The organism is Denitratisoma sp. agr-D3 (genome assembly GCF_054658675.1).
Genome location: NZ_BAAGIA010000001.1, coordinates 871,820 through 892,657 on the forward strand (window position 1 = coordinate 871,820; position 20,838 = coordinate 892,657).

The following is a 20,838-nucleotide window of genomic DNA, read 5'->3' on the forward strand; positions in this document are numbered from 1 at the left end:
CGACCAGGGTTGAGGCTAGGCCGGAATTATAGAGCCCTGCTCAGTCTCCCTTCGTGCGCTGGCGCACTGCGCTCCGTTTCAGTCTTCGGCAGTGAGCCAGATCAGGCTCGCCTGGCGGCCGGTGACGCCGTCGCGGCGATAGGAAAAAAAGTGTTCCTTTTCGCGCCAGGTGCAGCGGTCGCCGCCGTAGACCGCGGCGACGCCGGCCCGCCGCAGCCGCAACCGGGCCAGGTGGTAGAGGTCGCACAGCCATTTGTCGGCGCCGCCGGGGCTGGGCTGGAAGGCCGCTTCCGCCGCCGGATCGCGGGAGAGAAAGGCGCTGCGGACCTCGCCGCCGACTTCATAGGCGGCGGGGCCGATGGCTGGGCCCAACCAGGCCAGGACTTCATCCCCCGCTGCGCCGAGGGCGCTCAGGGTGGACTCGATCACGCCGTCCGCCAAGCCGCGCCAGCCGGCATGGGCGGCGCCGATACGGCGGCCGTCCCGGGTGCAGAACAGCAGGGGCAGGCAGTCGGCGGTGAGGATCGCGCACACCGTGGCGCTGCGGTCGGTGATGATGGCGTCGGCTTGGCTGCCGGGGCGGTACGTGGCGGCGTCCAGGCAACGGCTGCCGTGCACCTGCTCCAGCCAGAGCGGTGCCGCCGGCAGCTTTGCGCAGGCTTGCAGGGTGTAGCGGTTGGCCCGCACGGCGACGGGATCGTCGGCGACGTGGTGGCCCAGGTTGAGGCTGTCGTAGGGGGGCAGGCTGAAACCGCTGGCGCGGGTCGTGCTCAAGGCGCGAACCCGCGCCGGTGCCGGCCAGTCGGGAGCGATGAAGAGGGTCATGACGCTTGCCGCAACTGGGCCAGGAGCCGCGAGAAGTCCGCCGGCAGCGGACTTTCCCAGGACAGCGCTTCCTTGCTGCGGGGATGGATCAAGCCCAGGCGCCAGGCGTGCAGGGCCTGGCGGGGAAAGGCGTCGAGCAGGGGGGTGGCGGACTTGCGCTTGCCGTACACCGGGTCGCCTACCAGGGAATGGCCCAGGTGGGCCATGTGCACCCGGATCTGGTGGGTACGTCCGGTGTCCAGGCGGCATTCCACCAGGGTGCAGCCGGGCAGGCTTTCCTCCGGCTGGTAGTGGGTGCGGGCCTCCCGCCCTTCCCGCACCACGGCCATCTTCGTGCGCTGGGTGGGGTGGCGGCCCAGGGGCTCGTCCACGCTGCCGCTACGGGCCAGGACACCGTGCACCAGGGCCAGGTAGTGGCGCTTGACCGTCCGCGCCTGGAGCTGGCGCACCAGGTCGGTCTGGGCTGCCAGGGTCTTGGCCACCACCATCAGGCCGCTGGTGTCCTTGTCCAGGCGATGGACGATACCGGCCCGGGGCACGGCATGGAGGTGGGGCGCGTGGTGGAGCAGGGCGTTTTGCAGGGTGCCGCTCCAATTGCCGTTGCCGGGATGGACGACGAGGCCGGCGGGCTTGTCCACCACCAGGATGTCGTCGTCCTCGAAAACGATGGGAAAGGGAATGTCCTCTGCCTGGCAGGCGCCGTCCTCCTGCTGGTCGGGCAGCAACAGTTCCACGCTTTCGCCGCCCCAGACCTTTTGCCGCACCTCGGCCGGGTCGCCGTCCAGCAGCACCAGGCCGTCCCGGATCCAGCCCTGGAGGCGGCTGCGGGAGTGTTCGGGGTAGAGGCCGGCCAGGACCAGGTCGAAACGCTGGCCGGAGGCCGTGTCGGGGACCGTCTTCAGGGGGCCGGCGGGGGCGGCTGGGCTATAATCCGCCGCGTCCTTTTCAGAGGCATTCATCATGCGTAGTTTAGCGGTTCTTGCGGTTCTGCTTTCCCTTCTCGCCGGTTGCGGCCTGTTGCCGGACCAGGTGGACGAAACGGCCAAGTGGTCGGCCAACAAGCTGTATTCGGAGGCCCACGACGCCATGACGGAAGGCGCCTACGACAAGGCGGTCAAGTATTTCGAGAAGCTGGAGTCCCGCTATCCCTACGGCCGCTATGCCCAGCAGGCCCAGATCGAGGTGGCCTACGCCTATTACAAGCAGAGCGAACCGGCCTCGGCCATTGCCGCCTGCGACCGCTTCATCCGCCTGCACCCCAACCATCCCAACGTGGACTACGCCTACTACCTGAAGGGCTTGGTCAATTTCAACGAGGACTTGGGCTTGTTGGGGGCCATCAGCCAGCAGGATTCCACCGAACGTGACCCCAAGGCCTTGAACGATGCCTTCCAGGCCTTCAAGGAGCTGGTGGCCAAGTTCCCGGAAAGCCGCTACGCCGACGACGCCCGCCTGCGCTTGAACTACCTGATCAATGCCATGGCCTCCCACGAAGTGCACGTGGCTCGCTATTACCTCAACCGGGGCGCCTACATCGCGGCGGTCAACCGGGCCCAGGATGCCATCAAGACCTATCCCGACGCCCCTGCCAACGAGGAAGCGCTGTTCATCCTGGTCAAGTCCTACGACAACCTGGGCATGCGCGACCTGCGGGATGACGCGGAGCGCATCATGCGCAAGAACTTTCCCAAGAGCGCCTACTACACCCGGGGCTTGGGGCGAGAGGAGCCCTGGTGGCGTTTGTGGTGATGGGCCGGCTATGACGCTCGCTTGAACGAAAAAGCCCGGCTTGACCGGGCTTTTTCTTTGGCCGGGAGGGCCATGCCCAGACTTTCTCGGCCGGCGGCGGCTGATGAAACAGTTGCGGCGGTTGCAGACTTGGCGATACAGTGCGCATGGTTATTCGATGCCAACCCGCAGGGTTTCCGTGTCGAGGCGCTAAAGTAAGAAAAAATGCTGGTCCATGGGGAGGACGCATGATATTCAAGCCAATCCTGGCGGGAACTTTGTTGGCGGTATCGGCCTGCGGCTGGGCAGTGGACTATTCCGTGTCCGGTTTCGGCACGGTCGGCTACGCCAAGTCGGACAAGTCCTACGCCTACGAGCGTTTCATCGACAAGAATGGCACTTTCAACCAGGACAGCCTGTTCGGCGTCCAGGTCGATGCTAAGTTCTCCCCCCAATGGAGCGCCACCTACCAGGCCAAGTACGCGCCATCCCAGCAGATCGACGGTCAATGGGATGTGACCACGGCTTGGGCCTTCGCCTCCTGGCGGCCCAACGACGATTGGCTGCTGCGGCTCGGCAAGATGCGGGTGCCGACCTATCTCTATTCCCAATACACGGACGTGGGGGCGGCTTACGACTTCGTCCGCCTTCCCGTGGAGGTCTACGCCTTCACGCCGTCCACCGACTTCATCGGCGCCAACGTCACCCGTTCTTGGGCCCTGGATGCCGGGGACCTCAGTTTCGACATCTATCACGGGGCGACGAGGATCAGCCGACGCCTCTATTTGCGCGACACCGGGCCGCGTTTTGCGGACATCAACGTGCTCGCCGAGGGCATCGCCCTCAGTTTCAAGACCGACACGGACACCTATCGGGCGGCCTTCCACCACTATCAGAGCAGTAACAGCGGCAAGCTGACGGGCGCCGATTATCCCTTGCAGGATCTCGGTACTTTCCTCGGGCATTACTACGTTGTGGATCCCCAAATGGGCACCCTGCCCCAGGTGAAGAAGTTCCACAACTATTTGTTCACCCTGGGGGCGGAAGTTGATCTCGGCGGCGGTTACCGGGTGGTCGGCGAGTACGCCAAGATCATCCAGAACGAGCTGAAGATCGGGGTGGATGCCAGCGGCGGTTATTTGTCCCTGCTCAAGCAAATGGGCGACGTGACGCCCTATGTCACCGTGGCTGGATTGCGTTCGAAGGACTCGCAATTCCGCATACAACAAAACCTGTTGAATGCGTCGGTGTCGTCCTTCGTCACCGGGGCAACCCAGATCAATGCCGCCCAACAGGCCACCGCCGATGCGCTGACTGTTTACGACCAATCGTCCCTGGCGGTAGGGGCTTCTTATGCCTTGACGCCGAAGTCCAAGGTCAAGGCCGAGTGGATGCGGACGTGGGTGGGGCAGGCGTCCCAGTTCGTCGATTCGCCCGCGGGTGGCAGGCCCGTCAATCACACCACGATTGACGTGCTTTCCTTCAACTACAGTTTTACTTTCTGAGGGGAGGCGAGATGAAAAGTATGCTCAAGTCCCTTCGCTTGGCGAGTTTGGCCCTTGTATTGGCAAGCCCTGCCTGGGCCGGCGTGGTGGTGATCGGCAATGCCAACCTGGCCAAGCTCAATCCCACCCAGGTCGAGCGGATCTACACGGGGCGCACCATCGAGGTGAACGGGGTCGCGGTGCAGCCGGTGGATGCGGTGCAGGGCAGTGCCCTGCGCAAGCGCTTCCTGGAAACCTACTTGCAGCAGGATGAGGCGAAATACATCGGTTACTGGACGGTGCGCCGCTACATCGGCAAGGGGGTGCCGCCGCGGGAAATCGGTAGCGTCGCCGAACTGTTGGACTATGTCCAAAACACCCCGGGGGCGATCGGTTATGTCGATGAGTCCGAGCTTCGGCCCGGGGTCAATGTGCTCCTGAGAAAGTAAGCGCCTCGACACTCCCAAGAAAAAGCCCGGCAGTACCGGGCTTTTTCTTTACCTGTTGCCGATGGTGTTACACCGCCGCCTGGCGGGCGCTGTCGTGGCAGCGTTGGGCCAACCATTGCAGGTGCAGGGCGGGCAGGGCGGCTTGCAGGCGTTCCGGGCGGGCCGTGGCGAGCAGGGTCAACGCCGAGCTACCCTGGGGATGGCCGATCAGGCGGACGACCTGGCGGGCCACGGCGTCGGCCACGTCCACCACTTCCGCCTGGTGACCCAGCAGCGGTGTCAGCATCGGTTTGATGAAACTGTAATGGGTGCAGCCGAGGACGATGCGGTCTGCGCCGGCGGCCAACAGGGGGGCGACCTTGGCGGCCACCTCGGCGGCGAATTCCGCATTGTCCCAATCCAGGGTTTCCACCCGTGTGGCCCAGTCGGGGCAGGGTTCCACATGGACCTGGACGCCGCTTCCATGGGCGGCGATCAGTCGTTGCAGGCGTTCGCTGCGGGCGGTGAGCTCGGTGGCCAGCACGGCGATGCGACCGCTTTTGCTGCTGGCCGCCGCCGGCTTGACGCCGGGCTCGACGCCGACCACCGGAATGTCGGGATGACGCTGGCGCAGGGCGCTGATGGCGGCGGCGGTGGCGGTGTTGCAGGCCACCACGATCAGACGGCAGCCCCGGGCCACCAGGTGGTCGCCGATGGCCAGCACCCGGCCCTGGATGAAGGCCTCGGTTTTGTCGCCGTAGGGAACGTGGCCGGTATCGGCCAGGTAGGTGAGATCGGCCTGGGGCAGGGCCCGGGCGATAGCGGCCAGTACCGACAGGCCGCCGAGGCCGGAATCAAAGACACCAATCATTGGACGGCAGCGGTGAGGACGATTTCCACCCGGTAGCCCGGGTTGGCCAGGCGCGCCTCGATGCAGGCCCGGGCCGGGGCGGTCCCGGCGGGCAACCAGTTGTCCCACACGGCGTTCATGGCGCCGTAATCGGCCATGTCCCGCAGGTAGATGGTGGCCATCAACAGCCGTGATTTATCGCTGCCGGCCTGGGTCAGCAGGCGTTCGATGCTGGCGAGCACCTCCCGGGTTTGGACGGTGATGTCGGCGTCGAGGGTGGCGGGCACCTCCACCAGGTAAACAGTGCCGTTATGCACGACACTGTCGGAATAGCGGGCGGTGGTGCCGTGACGTTGGATACTCATACGATGCGTTGCCAAAGAAACGAAGCCGGCAGGGCCGGCTTCGTTGGGGACAAGGAGATGATCAGGCCGCGGCTTTCTTTTGGCTGATCTTGATCTGCCATTCCTTGGGGCCGGTTTCGTGGACGGACGTGCCGGAGGAATCCACCGCCACGGTGACGGGCATGTCCTTCACGTCGAACTCGTAGATGGCCTCCATGCCCAGGTCGGCAAAGCCCACCACCTTGGCGGACTTGATGGCCTTGGCCACCAGATAGGCGGCACCACCCACGGCCATCAGGTAGGCGGACTTGTTGTCCTTGATGGCTTCGATGGCGACGGGGCCCCGCTCGGACTTGCCGATCATGGAGATCAGGCCGGTCTTTTCCAGCATCATGCGGGTGAACTTGTCCATGCGGGTGGCGGTAGTGGGGCCAGCGGGGCCGACCACTTCGTCGCCCACGGGGTCCACGGGGCCGACGTAGTAGATGACCCGGTTGGTGAAGTCGACGGGCAGCTTCTCGCCCTTGGCCAGCATGTCGGAAATGCGCTTGTGAGCGGCGTCGCGGCCGGTCAGCATCTTGCCGTTGAGCAGCAGCTTCTGGCCGGGCTTCCAGGAGGCGACTTGTTCCTTGGTCAGGGTGTCCAGGTTCACGCTGGTGGCGGCCTTGGTGTCCGGTGTCCAGGTGACGGCGGGCCAGTCGGACAGCTTGGGCGGTTCCAGCTTGGCAGGGCCGGAGCCATCCAGGTGGAAGTGACAGTGGCGGGTGGCGGCGCAGTTGGGCACCAGCGCCACGGGCAGGTTGGCGGCGTGACAGGGGTAGTCCAGCACCTTCACGTCGAGCACGGTGGTGAGGCCACCCAGGCCTTGGGCGCCAACGCCGAGGGCGTTCACTTTTTCGTACAGTTCCAGACGTAGTTCTTCTGCGCGAGTCAGCTTGGCACCCGTCTTGGCAAATTCAGCAGCCTTGGCCTTCAGTTCATGGATATCCACGGGAGCCATGATGGATTCCTTGGCCAGCAGCATGGCCTTCTCGGGCGTGCCGCCGATGCCGATGCCGATGATGCCGGGAGGACACCAACCAGCGCCCATTTCGGGAATCTTGTGCAGCACCCAGTCCACCAGGTCGTCGGAAGGGTTGAGCATGGCGAACTTGGACTTGGCTTCGGAGCCGCCGCCCTTGGCGGCGCAGATCACTTCCACGCCGTCACCGGCGACGATCTCGAAGTGCACCACGGCAGGGGTGTTGTCCTTGGTGTTCTTGCGGGCACCGGCGGGGTCGGCCAGCACGGAGGCGCGCAGGGGATTGACCTTGTCGTTGTAGGCGCGACGCACGCCTTCGTTGATCATTTCCTGGATGCTCATGGTGGCGTCGGGCCAGGTGACCTGCATGCCGACCTTGATGAAGACCATGCCGATCCCGGTGTCCTGACAGATGGGGCGGTGGCCTTCGGCGGACATGCGGCTGTTGGTCAGGATCTGGGCGATGGCGTCCTTGGCGGCGGGGGATTCCTCGCGCTCGTAGGCTTCGCCCAGGGCCTTGATGTAGTCCAGGGGGTGGTAGTAGCTGATGTACTGGAAGGCGTCGGCGACGGACTGGATCAGGTCTTCCTGCTTGATGGCGGTCATGGTGGTTTCTCGCGGCAAAAAAGAGGGTGGCAGAAAAGTGTCAGTGGGCTTCCTTGGACCCGATGGCCAAGGTGGAGGTCATGATCTTGTCGGTCACCGCGATGGCGATGGCCGAAACGAGGAACAGGCCGTGGATCGCGGCCTGGGCGATGATCACCCGGTCCTCGACCTGGGCGGCGTTGATGAAGGTCTTGAGCAGGTGGATGGACGAAATGCCGATCAAGGCAGTGGCCAGCTTGACCTTGAGCACCCCGGCGTTGACGTGGGACAGCCATTCCGGCTGGTCCACGTGGTCGTCCAGGTCCAGGCGGGAAACGAAGGTTTCGTAACCGCCGACGATGACCATGATCAGCAGGTTGGCGATCATCACCACATCGATCAGGCCCAGCACGATCAGCATGATCTCGTTTTCACCGAGACTGCCGGCCTTGAACACCAGGTGGGCCAACTCGTGCATGAACTGGTAGACATAGACCCCCTGAGCCGCGATCAGGCCCAGGTAAAGGGGCGCCTGGAGCCAGCGGCTCCAGAAGATGAAGGACTCCATGGCCTTCACGGTTTTGTTCATGGGACGACTCCGGATTTTCCCCCGCAAGGGTGCAAGGGACTTATGTTGCAGTGCGGGGCGTTGAGGCAGGGCGGAATTGTACCTATTCCAGCCGGCGGAGGACTTTTCGCTGTTTGCTGAAGCTTGAAATCTTCGGGTGTAAGAGGTGCGTAAGGCTATTTCGATTAAATCTAAAGCAATTCAAGGAGAGCGTTGCTAATATTCCATTGCAATGTCCCTTGTTTGACGTGTTGTCGAAGCAATCCATACCCAGAATCAGGAGGAGTTGAGCATGACCACCGAATCCCCGGAAACCCGTACCTATCATCCTGCTCCCGAAGTCGTGAAGCAGGCGGCCGTCTCCGGCATGGCTGCCTATGAGGCCCTGTGCAAGGAGGCCGAAACCGATTACGAAGGCTATTGGGGTCGCTTGGCCAAGGAGCATCTGGTCTGGAAGCAGCCCTTCAATACCGTACTGGATCAATCCAATTCGCCGTTCTTCAAGTGGTTTCCCGACGGCAAGCTGAACGTTTCCTACAACTGTCTGGAAAAGAACATCGAAGCCGGCCTCGGCGACAAGGTCGCCCTGATCTTCGAAGCCGACGACGGCACCGTCACCAAGGTGACCTACAAGGAACTGCTGGGCAAGGTGAACAAGTTCGCCAACGCCCTCAAGGCCCAAGGCATCAAGAAGGGTGACCGCGTCCTGATCTACATGGCCATGTCCGTGGAAGGCATCGTCGCCATGCAGGCCTGCGCCCGCATCGGCGCCACCCACTCCGTGGTGTTCGGCGGCTTCTCCTCCAAGTCCCTGGAAGAGCGCATCCTCGACGCCGGCGCCGTGGCCGTGATCACCATGGACGGTCAATGCCGTGGCGGCAAGGCCCTGCCTCTGAAGCCCGCCGTGGATGAAGGCATCGCCCTGGCCGGTTCCGCCAGCCAAGTGAAGACGGTGATCGTCGTCAAGCGCACCGGCGGCGAATGCAACATGGTGGAAGGCCGCGACGTCTGGTACCACGACATCGTCGCCAGCCAGCCCGACACCTGCGAGCCCGAGTGGGTGGATGCCGAGCATCCCCTGTTCCTGCTCTACACCTCCGGTTCCACCGGCAAGCCCAAGGGCGTGCAGCACAGCAGCGGCGGCTATCTGCTGCAAGCCGTGCTGACCATGAAGTGGACCTTCGACATCAAGCCGAACGACATCTTCTGGTGCACCGCCGACATCGGTTGGGTGACCGGCCACACCTACATCGCCTACGGCCCCCTGGCCTGCGGTGCCACCGAGATCGTGTTCGAGTCCGTGCCCACCTATCCGGATGCCGGCCGCTTCTGGCGCATGATCCAGGACCACAAGGTCACCATCTTCTACACCGCGCCCACGGCCATCCGCTCCCTGATCAAGGCTTCGGAAACCACGCCCAGCGTGCATCCCAAGAACTACAACCTGACCAGCCTGCGTCTGCTCGGTTCCGTCGGCGAGCCCATCAACCCCGCCGCCTGGACCTGGTATTACAACAATGTCGGCGGCGGCAAGTGCCCCATCGTGGATACCTTCTGGCAGACCGAGACCGGCGGCCACATGATCACCCCGCTGCCCGGCGCCACGCCCCTGATCCCCGGCTCCTGCACCCTGCCGTTCCCTGGCATCCAGGCTGCCGTGGTGGATGAAACCGGCCACGACGTGCCCTGGGGCCAAGGCGGCATCCTGGTCGTCAAGAAGCCCTGGCCCTCCATGATCCGCACCATCTGGGGCGATCCCGAGCGCTTCAAGAAGTCCTACTATCCCGCCGATTTCCAGGGCAAGTACTACCTGGCCGGCGACGGCGCCATCCGCGACAAGGACACCGGCTACTTCACCATCACCGGTCGTATCGATGACGTGCTGAACGTCTCCGGTCACCGCATGGGCACCATGGAAATCGAATCTGCCCTGGTGGCCAATCCCCTGGTGGCCGAGGCCGCCGTGGTGGGTCGTCCCGACGATGTCACCGGCGAGGCCATCTGCGCTTTCGTGGTGCTCAAGGGTGCCCGTCCCGAGGGCGACGCCGCCAAGAAGATCGTCAAGGAGCTGCAAGACTGGGTGGGCAAGGAAATCGGCCCCATCGCCAAGCCCAAGGACATCCGCTTCGGCGAAAACCTGCCCAAGACCCGCTCCGGCAAGATCATGCGCCGTCTGCTGCGGTCCCTGGCCAAGGGCGACGAAATCACCCAGGACACCTCCACCCTGGAAAACCCGGCCATCCTGGAGCAGCTCAAGCAGTCTGCCTAAGGCAAAGCAAAGCGAACGAGGCTTGGGGGCACTTCGGTGCCCCTTTTTTCTGGCTGTCGTCCGCTAAACTGCTGCCATGGATTCCCCCTCCGACGATGTGATCCGGGCCCTGGGCCTCAACGGCCAGCCCCTTTCCGCCTGCCTCGATATCGCCCGCGCCGCCGACCTGCTGGCTGCCCGTCCCAATCTGCTGGCCGATAGCCGGGTATTCCTCGCCGCCCGTTGGCAGGCGCTCATGGCCGACGCCATCGCCGCCATTGAACGGATTGCCGCGCTGCCCGGCTGGCAGCAGCGGGTGGCCGCCGCCGTCGCACCGGGCCGGGCGGAAGGGCGCGGCGTGTTTTTCGGCTACGACTTCCACATCACCGAGCAGGGGCCCCGCCTGATCGAAATCAACACCAATGCCGGTGGGGCTTTTATCAACGCGCGACTGTTGGCCTGCCAGGCCGGCATCGATACGGCCCAGGCCGAGTCGGTGGAACAGGCCTTCGTCGCCATGTTCCAGCGGGAATGGCAGGCAGCGGGCAAGACGACGCCGTTGCGCCGGGTCGCCATCGTGGACGAGGCGCCGGAAAGCCAGTATCTCTATCCCGACTTCCAGCTATGCCGCGATCTGTTGCTGCGTTCCGGCATCGACACCCTCATCTGCGCGCCGGAGCAACTGGCGCTGCGGGACGGCGTGCTCTACGGCCAGGACCAGGCGGTAGACCTGGTGTACAACCGCCTGACGGATTTCTCCCTATCCCAGCCCGGCCAGGCCGCACTACGGGCTGCCTGGCGCGACGGCGTTGCCGTGGTGACGCCGTCGCCGCGCCATCATGCCCTGTATGCGGACAAGCACAACCTGGAACTGCTGTCCGACCTTGCCTGGCTGGCGGACATCGGCGCGACGGCGGCGGACATCGCCGTGATCGCCGCCGCGCTGCCCGCCACCGAGCGGGTCCACCCCGAACACGAGGCGGACCTCTGGGCGCGGCGCAAGGGCCTGTTCTTCAAGCCCGCCGGCGGCTACGGCGGCAAGGCGGTGTATCGCGGCGCCAACGTCACCAAGCGGGTGTTCGCCGACATCCTGGCTGGCGATTACGTGGCCCAGGTGCTGGCGCCGCCGCCGTCGCGGACCGTGGTGGTGGACAATGCGCCGGTCGAGTTGAAGTACGACCTGCGCTGTTACGCCTATGAAGGCAAAATCCAATTGATGGCGGCCCGCCTCTGGCAGGGGCAGACCACCAATTTCCGCACCCCTGGCGGCGGTTTCGCCCCGGTGGTGATCGTTTGATTCCGGTGATGTGAATCCATGAGCAAACTGAGTTTCGACGAAGCCCTGGCCCAACTGTTGGCCAGCGCCCGCACGGTGGAGGGGACGGAAACGTTGCCCCTGGAGCAGGCCCTGGGCCGGGTCCTGGCCACGGACCAGGTCTCCGCCATCCAGGTGCCGCCCCAGGACAACAGTGCCATGGACGGCTACGCCCTGCGCAGCGCCGACGTGGCGACGGCCGGCACGGTGCTGCCGATCAGCCAGCGCATTCCCGCCGGCAGTGTCGGCCACGCCCTGGCCGTCGGCACCGCCGCCCGCATCTTCACCGGCGCGCCGGTGCCCGCCGGGGCCGACGCGGTGGTGATGCAGGAGTTGTGCGAACACGGCGACGGCACGGTGACCATCAACCACAAGCCCCAGGCAGGTGACAACGTTCGTCGTGCCGGCGAGGACATCGCCCGGGACAGCGTCGTCCTCGCCGCCGGCAGCCGCCTCAATCCCCAGGCCCTGGGCCTGTTGGCTTCGGTGGGCATCGCCCGGGTGCCGGTGCTGCGTCCCCTGCGGGTGGCCCTGTTTTCCACCGGCAACGAACTGGTCAGCCCCGGCGAGCCCCTGCCGCCGGGGGCCATCTACAACTCCAACCGCTACCTGCTCAAGGGCTTCCTGCAACGCCTGGGCTGCGTCGTGGACGACCTCGGCATCGTCGCCGATACCCTGGCCGATACCCGCGCCGCCCTGCGCCGTGCGGCGGCAGACAACGACCTGATCCTCACTTCGGGCGGCGTCTCCGTGGGCGAGGAAGACCACGTCAAGCCGGCGGTGGAAGCCGAAGGTCGGCTCACGCTCTGGTCCATCGCCATGAAACCGGGCAAGCCCCTGGCCTTCGGCCAGATCCGCCGCGACGGCGGCAATGGTGGCAATGGTGGCGAGGCGTTTTTCATCGGCCTGCCGGGCAACCCAGTGGCCGCCTTCGTCACCTTCCTGCTGCTGGTGCGGCCCTTCATCCGTCGCTGCCAAGGCATGGCGGCGGACCTGCCCACGCCGCTGCGGCTGCCGGCGGCCTTCGATTGGAAAAAGACCGAACCCCGGCGCAACTTCCTGCGGGTGCGACGCGATGAAAATGGCCGGCTGGCCCTGTTCGCCAACCAGGGGTCCGGCGTACTCACCTCGACCCTGTGGGCGGACGGCCTGGTGGACCTGCCTCCGGGCCAGACCGTCGCCGCCGGCGATCTGGTGACCTATCTGCCTTTCTGCGGCTTGCTGGACTGACCGTCATGACCCTGCACATTCTCTATTTCGCCGCCCTGCGGGAAACCCTTGGTCAAGCCGAGGAACGCTACGAACTGCCGGCCGGGGGCATGACCCTGGGCCAACTGCGCCAGGCCCTGGCTGGCCGCGACGGCCAATGGCAAAGCCTGGCCACCATGAAGAACCTCAAGGCCGCGGTGAACCAGACCATGGCCGGCGCCGACACGCCCCTGGCGGACGGCGACGAGGTGGCCTTTTTCCCCCCGGTGACCGGAGGCTGACATGTTCGAGGTAACGGTCCAGGCAGCGGACTTCGATACCGGCGCGGAACTGGCGCGGGTGGGTGCTTTCGATGGCGGCGCCGTGGCGAGTTTCGTCGGCCTGGTCCGGCGTGGCGGCGAGGGCGTGCAGGCCATGACCCTGGAACATTACCCAGCCATGACCGAGAAGGCCATCGCCGAGATCGTCGAGCAGGCCCGTGCCCGCTGGCCGCTGCACGCCGTGCGGGTGATCCATCGCATCGGCCGCCTGCTGCCGGGCGAGCAGATCGTCCTCGTGGCCGTGGCCGCCGACCATCGCGGCGAGGCTTTTGCCGCCTGCGAATTCATCATGGACTGGCTCAAAACCCGGGCGCCCTTCTGGAAAAAAGAAGAAACGGCGCAAGGTAGTCGCTGGGTGGATGCCCGCGAAAGCGACGACACTGCCGCCAGCCGCTGGAACTGAGTTTCCCTCTCCCGGGCTTGCCCCTGCCCTGATCCCTCGCCCCCTGCGACATCATGTCGCGGGGTGACCGTGGGCGCAGGCCAATAAACTTCGCCGCCTTGCTTTTCCGTCGCCGGCGCCGTTCTTCGGCGGGGTGGGTGTTCATTGTGCCCGGCGGTGGATAACTCCAACAACGCATGGGGGGCAGATGGGCCGGTGGTCCCGCCTGCGCCCCTCAACGAGAGATTGATGGTCCATGGGTAAGAAATGGCAGTTGCGGAAATTGGCTTGGCTCGGCATGTGTTCCGTGTTCGGCGCCTGGGCACAGGAATCCACCACCGTACTCGGCGAAGTGAGCGTCGTCGCCCCCAATGACGGGCCCCTGCCGGCCAGCCGTATCCTGACTTCCGTCGACGTCATGGGCGCCGAGCACATCCGCGAAAAGAACGTGACGAACAGTTGGGAACTGATGGGCCAGATGCCCGGCGTCCAGCTCACGGAATTCCGCATGGGGGCCGAATCGGGCAAACCCTCGTTCCGCGCCTTCAATGGCGAGGGCTACATCAACGGCATCAAGCTACTGATCGACGGCGTTCCTAGCAACATCAGTACCGGCAACCTGCGCTACATGGACATGGTTTTCCCGGCGGACATCGACTACATCGAGGTGGTGCGGGGAACCAACGATCCGCGCTACGGCCTGCACAACATCGGCGGCAACATCAATGTGGCGACCCGGCAGGGAGGCAATTACACGGAGGGCCGGTTCAGCGCCGGCAGCTTCAACACCCAGGAAGTGCAGGCGACCCTGGGGAGGGAGAACGACGGTTTTGCCCAGAACTACTTCCTGGCCATCGAGGATTCCGATGGCTATCGTGCCCATTCCAAGTCCGAGAAGTACGGCGTCGGTGGCAAGTGGTTTTTCACCCCCAGCAGCGACCTCAAGTTCGGTGTGATTGCCCGTTCCTACCGGAACACGGCCCAGGAGGCGGGGTATCTCACCGCCGGCGAGCTTGCCGCCGACCGCTGGCAATCCCCCGCCAAGAACGCCAACGACCACGACGTGCGCGACATGCAGCACCTCAGCGGCCACCTGGATTACCGCCTGAACGCCAACACCACGTTCTCCAGCAAGCTGTACTACAACACCATCGACGACGATCGCTTCCTGACCTATACCAGTGCGGTAACCAACTCTGCCCGCCAGCACCGGCATTGGATCGAGGACCACACCGGCTGGCTCAACTCAGTGACCTGGGTGGCGAGCGATGCCCTGGTGCTGGATGGCGGCTTCAATCTTGAGCACCAGGCCAACCGCTATCAACGCTATCGCTTTGCGGCAGCGACGCCCACGGACTTTTCCACCCCGGCGTCCACCAGCAATGACGATGACTACACCCTCAACAATTTTGGTGCCTATGTCCAGGCCATCATCAAGCCGGCCAAGGATTGGAAGATCGTCCCCGCCTTCCGCGTGGACCGCTTCACCGGCCACCTGAGCCAGCACACCACCGGCGCGGAGGCACCGCTCCAGGATTACGGCTGGATCAAGCAGCCGAAATTGAGCGTCGTCTACAGCGTGGCCCCGGCGGCCAGCCTCTATGCCAACTGGGGGCGGACCTTCCAGGTCGTCACCGGCAGTTCCGGCGGCTATCTGACCGCGGGTACCGCGAACTACCAGCCTTCCATCAACACCGGCTACGAACTCGGCACCAAGTTCAAGATCGCGCAAAACGCCGAAATGCGCGTGGCGGCCTGGCAGCAGGACGCCACCCGGGAAATCGCAAACCTGCCCGCTGCTTCGACCATCATCGACATGGGCAAGACCCACCGCAAGGGTGTCGATCTACAACTGTCCGCGCGCCTGTCCGACCGTTTCAATTTCTGGGTGTCCCATTCCATTCAGGAAGCGAAAATCGAAAGCGGCGTGGTCGATGGCGTCTCCATGGCCGGCAAGGAGGTGTTCGCCACGCCCCGTTACATTTCCAATGTCGGGGCCGAGTACCAGGCCAGCGAGCAATGGCGCCTGGGCATGCAGGGCCGGGCCCAAGGCAGCTATTACATCGACAATGCCAACGCCCTGGGCAAGTTTGGCGGCATCGTCCTGTTCGATGCCAGCGTCCGCTACGACTACTCCAAGACCGTCAGCGTGGACTTCCAGGTGAAGAACCTGCTCGACCGCAAATACGAGTACGTCTATTACGAGAACTTCAACTGGAGCGGCAACAACCAGCCCATGTTCTCGCCCGGCGCCGGGCGTTCTGCCTACCTCTCCCTCAACCTGAAGTACTGAGCCCGGTTGAAGTACTGAGCCCGGTTACGCGGCGATGGGCTTGCCGAGAAGGGCGCGCAGGGTGGTGGGGGCCGTCCATCTCTGGACGGGCCTCGCCCTGGGTCTTTTGTTCGCCCTCATGGGCCTGACCGGCAGCCTGCTGGTTTTTTATCCCGAGCTCGACCTGCTGCTCAATCCTTCGCTGCGGGCCGATCCTCCTGTGGCCGTGGCGACCGTGAACTGGGATGCCGTGGCGCAGCGGCTCCTGGCCTTGAAGAGTGGCGATGAGGGGCAATGGCGGATCGAAGTGCCCGCCGCCGAGGGTCGGCCGCTCTCCGCCCGTTATTTCCCTGCTGCATCCGCCCAGGGCTTTGCGCCACTGATCGTCACCCTGGACGCCAATACCCTCAGCCCCACCAGTGCGCGCCCCTGGGGCAGCTTCGCCGTCACCTGGATCTACGACCTGCATTACTCCCTGCTGGCGGGGAGCGGCGGACGCCAAGTGGTGGGCTGGCTCGGTGTCGCCATGCTGTTGCTGTTGGGCAGCGGCGTGGCCCTGTGGTGGCCGAGTCGGGGGCGATGGCAGCAGGCCCTGCGGCCCCGCTTGCGCCCGGGGCGGGTGCTGACCCATTTCGATCTGCACGGGAAATTGGGCGTGTACGGCCTGCTCCTGCTGCTGGTGTTGTGCTTTACCGGCGTCGTGCTCGCCTTGCCGCAAATCGCGCGGCCCCTGGTCCAACATTTCTCCCCCCTGGCGCCGTCGCCCGAACGCCAATCGACCCCCGTGCCGGGGGCCGAGCCGATCGGGCCGACGGCGGCGTTGAGCGCCGCCCTGGCCCGTTTCCCCGGCGCCCGTCTGCGCTGGATCGAATTGCCCAAGGGCGCGCAGGGCGTGTATCGGCTTCGTCTGTGGCAAGGCGGGGAACCCAGTTACCGTTTCCCCGGCACCCTGGTGTGGGTGGATGCCTGGACCGGCCGGGTACTGGCGACCCGCGACCCCGCCCGGCAGGGAGGAGGCGATGACTTTTTCGCCTGGCAGCATCCCTTGCACAACGGCGAGGCCTTCGGTTTGCCCGGCCGGCTGCTGGCCTTGCTCGGCGGCCTGTTGCCCACGGCGCTGCTGGTCACGGGCTATTTGCGCTGGCAGGACCGGCGCCAGGCCAGGCAGCGCGCCGCTGTCCGGCGGGCAGCCCCATCGGGTGGGTGACATCGGTGGCGTGTGATTAAGGGCGTGACCTTGGGTACGTGACATGGGCGCGTGAACAAAAAACGGGAAGGCGGGCCATGCCCGCCTTCCCGTTTCTGCTGCCGGCTTCGTCGCCGGGGCGCGTTGGCTTACTTCTTCTTCGCGGTGGCCGTCTTCTGGATCGACTCGAAACCGGACGAAGTGGCCTGGATGATCTGGTCGAAGGCCTTGTTGGCGTTGCTCACGGCCATCTGCACGGCCTCCAGGATTTGCGGGTTACCGCCGGGCAGATTCTGGATGAAGCTTTGGAAGGCGGTGGTCATTTCCTGGTTGCCCGAGGCCAGTTGCTCGGTCAGCATGCGCGAGAACTCGACCCGTGCCTCGTTGCCCAATTCGGCCATGCGGCTGGCGGTCTCGATCAGCTTCTTGGAAACGTCCTGGGCGTAGCGGGCGCGCAGGGTGAAGATCTCCTGCCCGTCCTTGGCCGAGGCCTGGGCCTGGGCGTTCTGGATGCTGTCGCCGAGCAGGCTTTGCGCCAGTTCGGTTTGCAGGGCCATGATGCGCTGCGCATTGTCCATGGACAACTGGGCGAGGCGCATGGCGGCCTCAAGGTTGCGACGTTGAATTTCGCTGAGTTGTTCATTATTGGCCATCACCTGTCTCCTCCTGTGTAAGAACAGTTTCAATGTAGCACGGCAAGTCCCGGATGTTGATAGGTCCTTTTGTTTGTCATTATTGCGAATTATTGCCGTTGCCGAGGCCCAGCGTGCTGGGCAGCAGACGCAGCAGCAGGGTCATCAGCATCGCGGTATCGACATTATGACCGTCATCGTAGCAAAGGGTTTCCGTCCATTTGCTGTCAGCCGGCGCACCGGCCATGGTCAGGGCCACCCGGGGAATGTCGCGCCAGGCCTCGCTCGTCGCCAGGGCCTGGCCCAGGCTGAGGCCATCGCGGCAGGGCAGGGCCGGGTCGGCCAGCACTAGGGCCACCCGCTGGCTGGCGAGCTGCGCCAGAGCCTGGTCGCCGCCGGTGGTGATCTGCACCGCCAGTTTGGCTTGTGCCAATAGCCGGCCCAGGGAGGCGCGCAGGGCCGGGTTGTCGCTGGCGAGCAAAACCCGTTGGCCGGCAAACAGCGAGGCCAGGCTGGTGACGTCGATGGCGGCCTCCACGCGGGGAGCGTCGCCGTCCCGGGCCACCGCCAGCCCCAGACTGACGTAGAAGGTGCTGCCTTCGCCGGGGCGGCTTTCCACCCGGATATTCCCCTGCATCATGGTCAATAGCTGGTGACAGATGGCCAGGCCCAGGCCGGTGCCGCCGTAATGGCGGGTGATGGAGCCGTCCAGTTGCTCGAAGGGCCGGAACAGCTGCTCCTGCTGGGCAGGGGAAATGCCGATGCCGCTGTCGCGGACGCTCAGGCGCAGCCGCTGCTTGTCGTCGTCGCTGGCCAGGATCTCCAGGCGGAGTTCGATGCTGCCGGCGGCGGTGAACTTGACGGCATTGCTGAGCAGGTTGTGCACGATCTGGCCGAGCCGCTTGGCATCCCCCAGGTAGCGGGGATGCAGTCCTTCCGGCAAGGCCATGGTCAGGGCCACGCCCTTGCCCTCCGCCTGATGGCGGTAGGTGTTGAGGCAAGCCGTCAGCAGCTCGACCAGGTCGAAGGGGGCCAGGTCCAGGTGCATCTTGCCCGCTTCCATCTTGGCGTAGTCGAGCAGGTCATTGAGGATGTCGAGCAGGCCCAGGGCCGAATCCTCCACCTGGGCCAGGTAGGACTGCACCGTGGCCGGGTCCGCCTCGCGCCGGGCGAGGTGGGTCAGGCCCATGATGGCGTTCATGGGGGTGCGGATTTCGTGGCTGATGTTGGCCAGGAATTCGTTCTTGGCCCGGTTTGCGGCTTCCGCTGCCTGGGCGGCGCGGCGCTGGGCCTGTTCCGCCTCGCGGAACTTGCGGATGTCGGTGAACAGGGTGAGCAGGTGGGGCATGCCGTTGATGACCACCGGCGTGGATACTTCCTCCACCCAGATCTCCCGCCCGCCGGGGCCCATGACCCGGGCCTCGCTACGGGTGGTGGCCTGGGTGGTGAGGGCCGCCAGTGCGGCCTGGACGAAGCCCGCCTGCTGCCAGACGGGGCTGTTCCAGATGTTCTGCCGTTGCAGCTCCTCGGGGCTCATGTCCAGGATGCGGCTGGCGGCGGGGTTGGCCATCAGGCACTGGCCCTCGGCGGTGAACACGGCAATGCCGGTGGACGAGGAGGCGATGACGGTGTCGCTGAATTCCCGGGCCTCGTCCAGGCGCTGCACGGCTTCCTGCTGCTGGGTCACGTCCTGCACCGTGCCCAGGCCGAGGATGGATTGTCCATTGGCGTCGAAGGCGAAGTCCGTGGTCTGGCGTATCCACTTGACCCGGCCCTCCACCTGAATCCGGTACAGGTGGCTGAAGCGGGTGGATTCCCCCTGCTTGCCCTCCTGTAGCGCCTGGTCCCAGCGGTGGCGGAATTCGTGGCGGTCCTCGGGGTGGACGGCATTGAGCAGGTGCCACAGCTTCGGTTGCCGGCTCGGCGGCAGGGCGAAAATCCGATAGGTTTGCTCGGACCATTCCATGGCCCCGGTTTGCACGTCGAGGGACCAGCTGCCGATCAGGGCCAGTTCCTGGGCCCGCTTCAGGTTGGATTCGCTGCGGCGCAGGGCCTCCTCGGCGCGGCGCCGGCTGGTGACGTCGACGCCGAAGGCCACCCCCTGGGCCGGGGTGTTGGCACCTTGGAACTGGCTGTACTGCCAGGCAATCAGCCGCTGTTCGCCGCTCTTGGTGCGCAGCGGGCTTTCCCGCGTGCGGCGCAGCTTGCCGTCGCGCAGGGCGGTCTGGTAGCGCTCGGTCAGGTAGTCGGCCCGTTCCGGCGCCGTTAGGGAGAACCAGTTCTTGCCCTGGATTTCGGCCAGGGTGTAGCCGGTGAGCTTTTCCGCCGCCGTGTTGAACAGCACCACCCGGCAGTCGCCATCCAGGCCCACCATCATCACGTTGGCGCTATCCACCAGATGGTGGATGAAGCGGTCGGCCTCCGTGGTGCGTTCCTGTTGCCGCTGGTAGAGCCGGCTCAGGCTGAGCAGCAGCAGCCAGAGCACGACAAGGCCCGCCAGCTGCACCAGCACGCGCCGCTGCCAGCCATGGATGATGGCGGTGTAGGCCGAGGCGCGCATCACGATCAGATCGCCGACGTGGGTATCCCGCAGCAGCAGCAGGCGGCTTTCGCCGCTCGGGTGGCGTTGCTGCAAGTAGCGGGTGAGGGGGCCGGGGCTGCTCAGGTGGCGTTGCAGCGCCTCGGTGCTGAAGAACACGGGCACGTCGCCCCAGGGGGATTCGGGCAGGCCGTAAATAATGTCGCCGGACTGGTTCATGACCAGGGCCTCGCTGTCCTGGCTGTGTTGGGCCACCTTGAGAATGCGGGCGAAGGCGCGGGGGGCGATCAGGGCCACGGCCACGCCGTTGAGGCGGCCCCGGTCGTCGTAGAGGGGGCGGGAGATCGGCACGATGGTGTTGCCGGTCAGCAGGGGCATGGGGCGGCTCAGGTGGTAGCCGCTGGACTGGGTGTGGTGCGCCCAGACCTGAAAGTACTCTTCCTGCTGGGGCGGGGTGCCTTCCAGCCAGGGGCGCAGGCCGGGGTCCGCCGCCGCCGTCAGCCGGCCGTTGATGTCCAGGGTGAAGATATTCTGTATTTCCGGGGTGAGGCGGGCGCGGCTTTCCAGCAACTCGGCCAGGCCGCGCCGGCCGGCGGCGCTGGTCGAGGCATGGACCACCTGCTGGAGCAGGGAATCGAGGTTTTGCACCGTGGCGATCAACTGGGTTTCCGCCGCCTCGGTTTCCACTTCCAGCCGCAGGTATTCCTGTTCCAGGGCGTTGTTGTAGTCTTCCCAGGCGTTCCAGCCGATATAAACGGCGATCAGAAACAGGGGGACGACGACCGCCAGGCGGCGCAGCAGGCGGGGGCGGTCCAGGAGCGGGGCGGTCAGGCGGCTGATCATGCCCCGATTCTAATCGGCACCGCCCCGGAATGATCCAGGAATAGCCCGGACCGGGGTTT

18 protein-coding genes are annotated in these 20,838 nt (G+C 65.2%); 10 read left to right on the plus strand and 8 right to left on the minus strand.

Annotated elements, in window-relative coordinates; translation table 11 throughout:
- Nucleotides 1-78: 78 nt before the first annotated feature.
- The gene (gene pgeF / locus ACYQ2U_RS04170; RefSeq protein WP_459949067.1) at nt 79-825 is read right to left on the minus strand and encodes a peptidoglycan editing factor PgeF; all 747 of its coding nucleotides are present in this window, start codon (nt 823-825) and stop codon (nt 79-81) included.
- Nucleotides 822-1,787: a 23S rRNA pseudouridine(1911/1915/1917) synthase RluD gene (rluD, locus tag ACYQ2U_RS04175; RefSeq protein ID WP_459949068.1), complete on the minus strand. Its 966-nt coding sequence runs from the start codon at nt 1,785-1,787 to the stop codon at nt 822-824. Before rluD ends, pgeF begins: the two co-directional genes overlap by 4 nt.
- Between rluD and ACYQ2U_RS04180 the strand changes: the two genes are divergently transcribed.
- The 3 genes from ACYQ2U_RS04180 to ACYQ2U_RS04190 all read left to right on the plus strand — a co-directional run bounded on the left by ACYQ2U_RS04180 (nt 1,783) and on the right by ACYQ2U_RS04190 (nt 4,486).
- On the plus strand, nt 1,783-2,574 hold the full coding sequence (locus tag ACYQ2U_RS04180) for an outer membrane protein assembly factor BamD (protein ID WP_459949244.1): 792 nt from the start codon (nt 1,783-1,785) through the stop codon (nt 2,572-2,574). The genes rluD and ACYQ2U_RS04180 overlap by 5 nt on opposite strands.
- A 227-nt stretch (nt 2,575-2,801) precedes the next feature.
- The gene (locus ACYQ2U_RS04185; protein WP_459949069.1) at nt 2,802-4,058 is read left to right on the plus strand and encodes a hypothetical protein; all 1,257 of its coding nucleotides are present in this window, start codon (nt 2,802-2,804) and stop codon (nt 4,056-4,058) included.
- Between the two features lie 11 nt (nt 4,059-4,069).
- Nucleotides 4,070-4,486: a hypothetical protein gene (locus ACYQ2U_RS04190; RefSeq protein WP_459949070.1), complete on the plus strand. Its 417-nt coding sequence runs from the start codon at nt 4,070-4,072 to the stop codon at nt 4,484-4,486.
- Between the two features lie 67 nt (nt 4,487-4,553).
- Here the strand turns inward: ACYQ2U_RS04190 and murI are convergent, their stop codons facing one another.
- The 4 genes from murI to ACYQ2U_RS04210 all read right to left on the minus strand — a co-directional run bounded on the left by murI (nt 4,554) and on the right by ACYQ2U_RS04210 (nt 7,854).
- Complete coding sequence (murI, locus tag ACYQ2U_RS04195; protein ID WP_459949071.1) at nt 4,554-5,336, minus strand: glutamate racemase; 783 nt, start codon at nt 5,334-5,336, stop codon at nt 4,554-4,556.
- A complete protein-coding gene (locus tag ACYQ2U_RS04200; RefSeq protein WP_459949072.1) occupies nt 5,333-5,680 on the minus strand; it encodes a RidA family protein in 348 nt (115 codons plus the stop codon). Before ACYQ2U_RS04200 ends, murI begins: the two co-directional genes overlap by 4 nt.
- 61 nt (nt 5,681-5,741) lie before the next feature.
- Entirely contained in the window at nt 5,742-7,286 is a 1,545-nt protein-coding gene (locus tag ACYQ2U_RS04205) for a fumarate hydratase (protein WP_459949073.1), read from the minus strand.
- A 40-nt stretch (nt 7,287-7,326) separates the two neighbouring features.
- Complete coding sequence (locus tag ACYQ2U_RS04210; protein ID WP_459949074.1) at nt 7,327-7,854, minus strand: TIGR00645 family protein; 528 nt, start codon at nt 7,852-7,854, stop codon at nt 7,327-7,329.
- Nucleotides 7,855-8,125: 271 nt separating this feature from the next.
- On the opposite strand from ACYQ2U_RS04210, the gene acs reads away from it, so the two are divergent.
- The 7 genes from acs (at nt 8,126) to ACYQ2U_RS04245 (ending at nt 16,786) form a co-directional block, all read left to right on the plus strand.
- Nucleotides 8,126-10,102, plus strand: coding sequence for an acetate--CoA ligase (gene acs / locus ACYQ2U_RS04215; RefSeq protein ID WP_459949075.1), 1,977 nt, complete (start codon nt 8,126-8,128; stop codon nt 10,100-10,102).
- A gap of 76 nt (nt 10,103-10,178) precedes the next feature.
- On the plus strand, nt 10,179-11,378 hold the full coding sequence (locus tag ACYQ2U_RS04220; protein ID WP_459949076.1) for a hypothetical protein: 1,200 nt from the start codon (nt 10,179-10,181) through the stop codon (nt 11,376-11,378).
- A gap of 18 nt (nt 11,379-11,396) precedes the next feature.
- Nucleotides 11,397-12,626 carry a molybdopterin molybdotransferase MoeA gene (locus tag ACYQ2U_RS04225; protein WP_459949077.1) on the plus strand — a complete coding sequence of 410 codons (1,230 nt, stop codon included), beginning with the start codon at nt 11,397-11,399 and terminating at the stop codon, nt 12,624-12,626.
- Between the two features lie 5 nt (nt 12,627-12,631).
- Nucleotides 12,632-12,886 (plus strand): molybdopterin converting factor subunit 1, encoded by a 255-nt coding sequence (gene moaD / locus ACYQ2U_RS04230; protein WP_459949078.1) that lies wholly within the window; start codon nt 12,632-12,634, stop codon nt 12,884-12,886.
- Between the two features lies 1 nt (nt 12,887).
- A complete protein-coding gene (moaE, locus tag ACYQ2U_RS04235; protein ID WP_459949079.1) occupies nt 12,888-13,328 on the plus strand; it encodes a molybdopterin synthase catalytic subunit MoaE in 441 nt (146 codons plus the stop codon).
- 235 nt (nt 13,329-13,563) lie between these two features.
- A complete protein-coding gene (locus tag ACYQ2U_RS04240; RefSeq protein ID WP_459949080.1) occupies nt 13,564-15,600 on the plus strand; it encodes a TonB-dependent receptor in 2,037 nt (678 codons plus the stop codon).
- 61 nt (nt 15,601-15,661) lie between these two features.
- Entirely contained in the window at nt 15,662-16,786 is a 1,125-nt protein-coding gene (locus tag ACYQ2U_RS04245; RefSeq protein WP_459949081.1) for a PepSY-associated TM helix domain-containing protein, read from the plus strand.
- Between the two features lie 128 nt (nt 16,787-16,914).
- On the opposite strand, the gene ACYQ2U_RS04250 is transcribed toward ACYQ2U_RS04245, so the two are convergent.
- Nucleotides 16,915-17,418: a phasin family protein gene (locus tag ACYQ2U_RS04250; RefSeq protein WP_459949082.1), complete on the minus strand. Its 504-nt coding sequence runs from the start codon at nt 17,416-17,418 to the stop codon at nt 16,915-16,917.
- Between the two features lie 79 nt (nt 17,419-17,497).
- The gene (locus ACYQ2U_RS04255; protein WP_459949083.1) at nt 17,498-20,779 is read right to left on the minus strand and encodes a PAS domain S-box protein; all 3,282 of its coding nucleotides are present in this window, start codon (nt 20,777-20,779) and stop codon (nt 17,498-17,500) included.
- Between the last annotated feature and the right edge of the window lie 59 nt (nt 20,780-20,838).

Coding starts and splice junctions, on each gene's coding strand:
- pgeF (WP_459949067.1), bottom strand. CDS start 825: ATGACCCTCTTCATCGCTCCCGACTGGCCGGCACCGGCGCGGGTTCGC.
- rluD (WP_459949068.1), bottom strand. CDS start 1,787: ATGATGAATGCCTCTGAAAAGGACGCGGCGGATTATAGCCCAGCCGCC.
- ACYQ2U_RS04185 (WP_459949069.1), top strand. CDS start 2,802: ATGATATTCAAGCCAATCCTGGCGGGAACTTTGTTGGCGGTATCGGCC.
- ACYQ2U_RS04190 (WP_459949070.1), top strand. CDS start 4,070: ATGAAAAGTATGCTCAAGTCCCTTCGCTTGGCGAGTTTGGCCCTTGTA.
- murI (WP_459949071.1), bottom strand. CDS start 5,336: ATGATTGGTGTCTTTGATTCCGGCCTCGGCGGCCTGTCGGTACTGGCC.
- ACYQ2U_RS04200 (WP_459949072.1), bottom strand. CDS start 5,680: ATGAGTATCCAACGTCACGGCACCACCGCCCGCTATTCCGACAGTGTC.
- ACYQ2U_RS04205 (WP_459949073.1), bottom strand. CDS start 7,286: ATGACCGCCATCAAGCAGGAAGACCTGATCCAGTCCGTCGCCGACGCC.
- ACYQ2U_RS04210 (WP_459949074.1), bottom strand. CDS start 7,854: ATGAACAAAACCGTGAAGGCCATGGAGTCCTTCATCTTCTGGAGCCGC.
- acs (WP_459949075.1), top strand. CDS start 8,126: ATGACCACCGAATCCCCGGAAACCCGTACCTATCATCCTGCTCCCGAA.
- ACYQ2U_RS04220 (WP_459949076.1), top strand. CDS start 10,179: ATGGATTCCCCCTCCGACGATGTGATCCGGGCCCTGGGCCTCAACGGC.
- ACYQ2U_RS04225 (WP_459949077.1), top strand. CDS start 11,397: ATGAGCAAACTGAGTTTCGACGAAGCCCTGGCCCAACTGTTGGCCAGC.
- moaD (WP_459949078.1), top strand. CDS start 12,632: ATGACCCTGCACATTCTCTATTTCGCCGCCCTGCGGGAAACCCTTGGT.
- moaE (WP_459949079.1), top strand. CDS start 12,888: ATGTTCGAGGTAACGGTCCAGGCAGCGGACTTCGATACCGGCGCGGAA.
- ACYQ2U_RS04240 (WP_459949080.1), top strand. CDS start 13,564: ATGGGTAAGAAATGGCAGTTGCGGAAATTGGCTTGGCTCGGCATGTGT.
- ACYQ2U_RS04250 (WP_459949082.1), bottom strand. CDS start 17,418: ATGGCCAATAATGAACAACTCAGCGAAATTCAACGTCGCAACCTTGAG.
- ACYQ2U_RS04255 (WP_459949083.1), bottom strand. CDS start 20,779: ATGATCAGCCGCCTGACCGCCCCGCTCCTGGACCGCCCCCGCCTGCTG.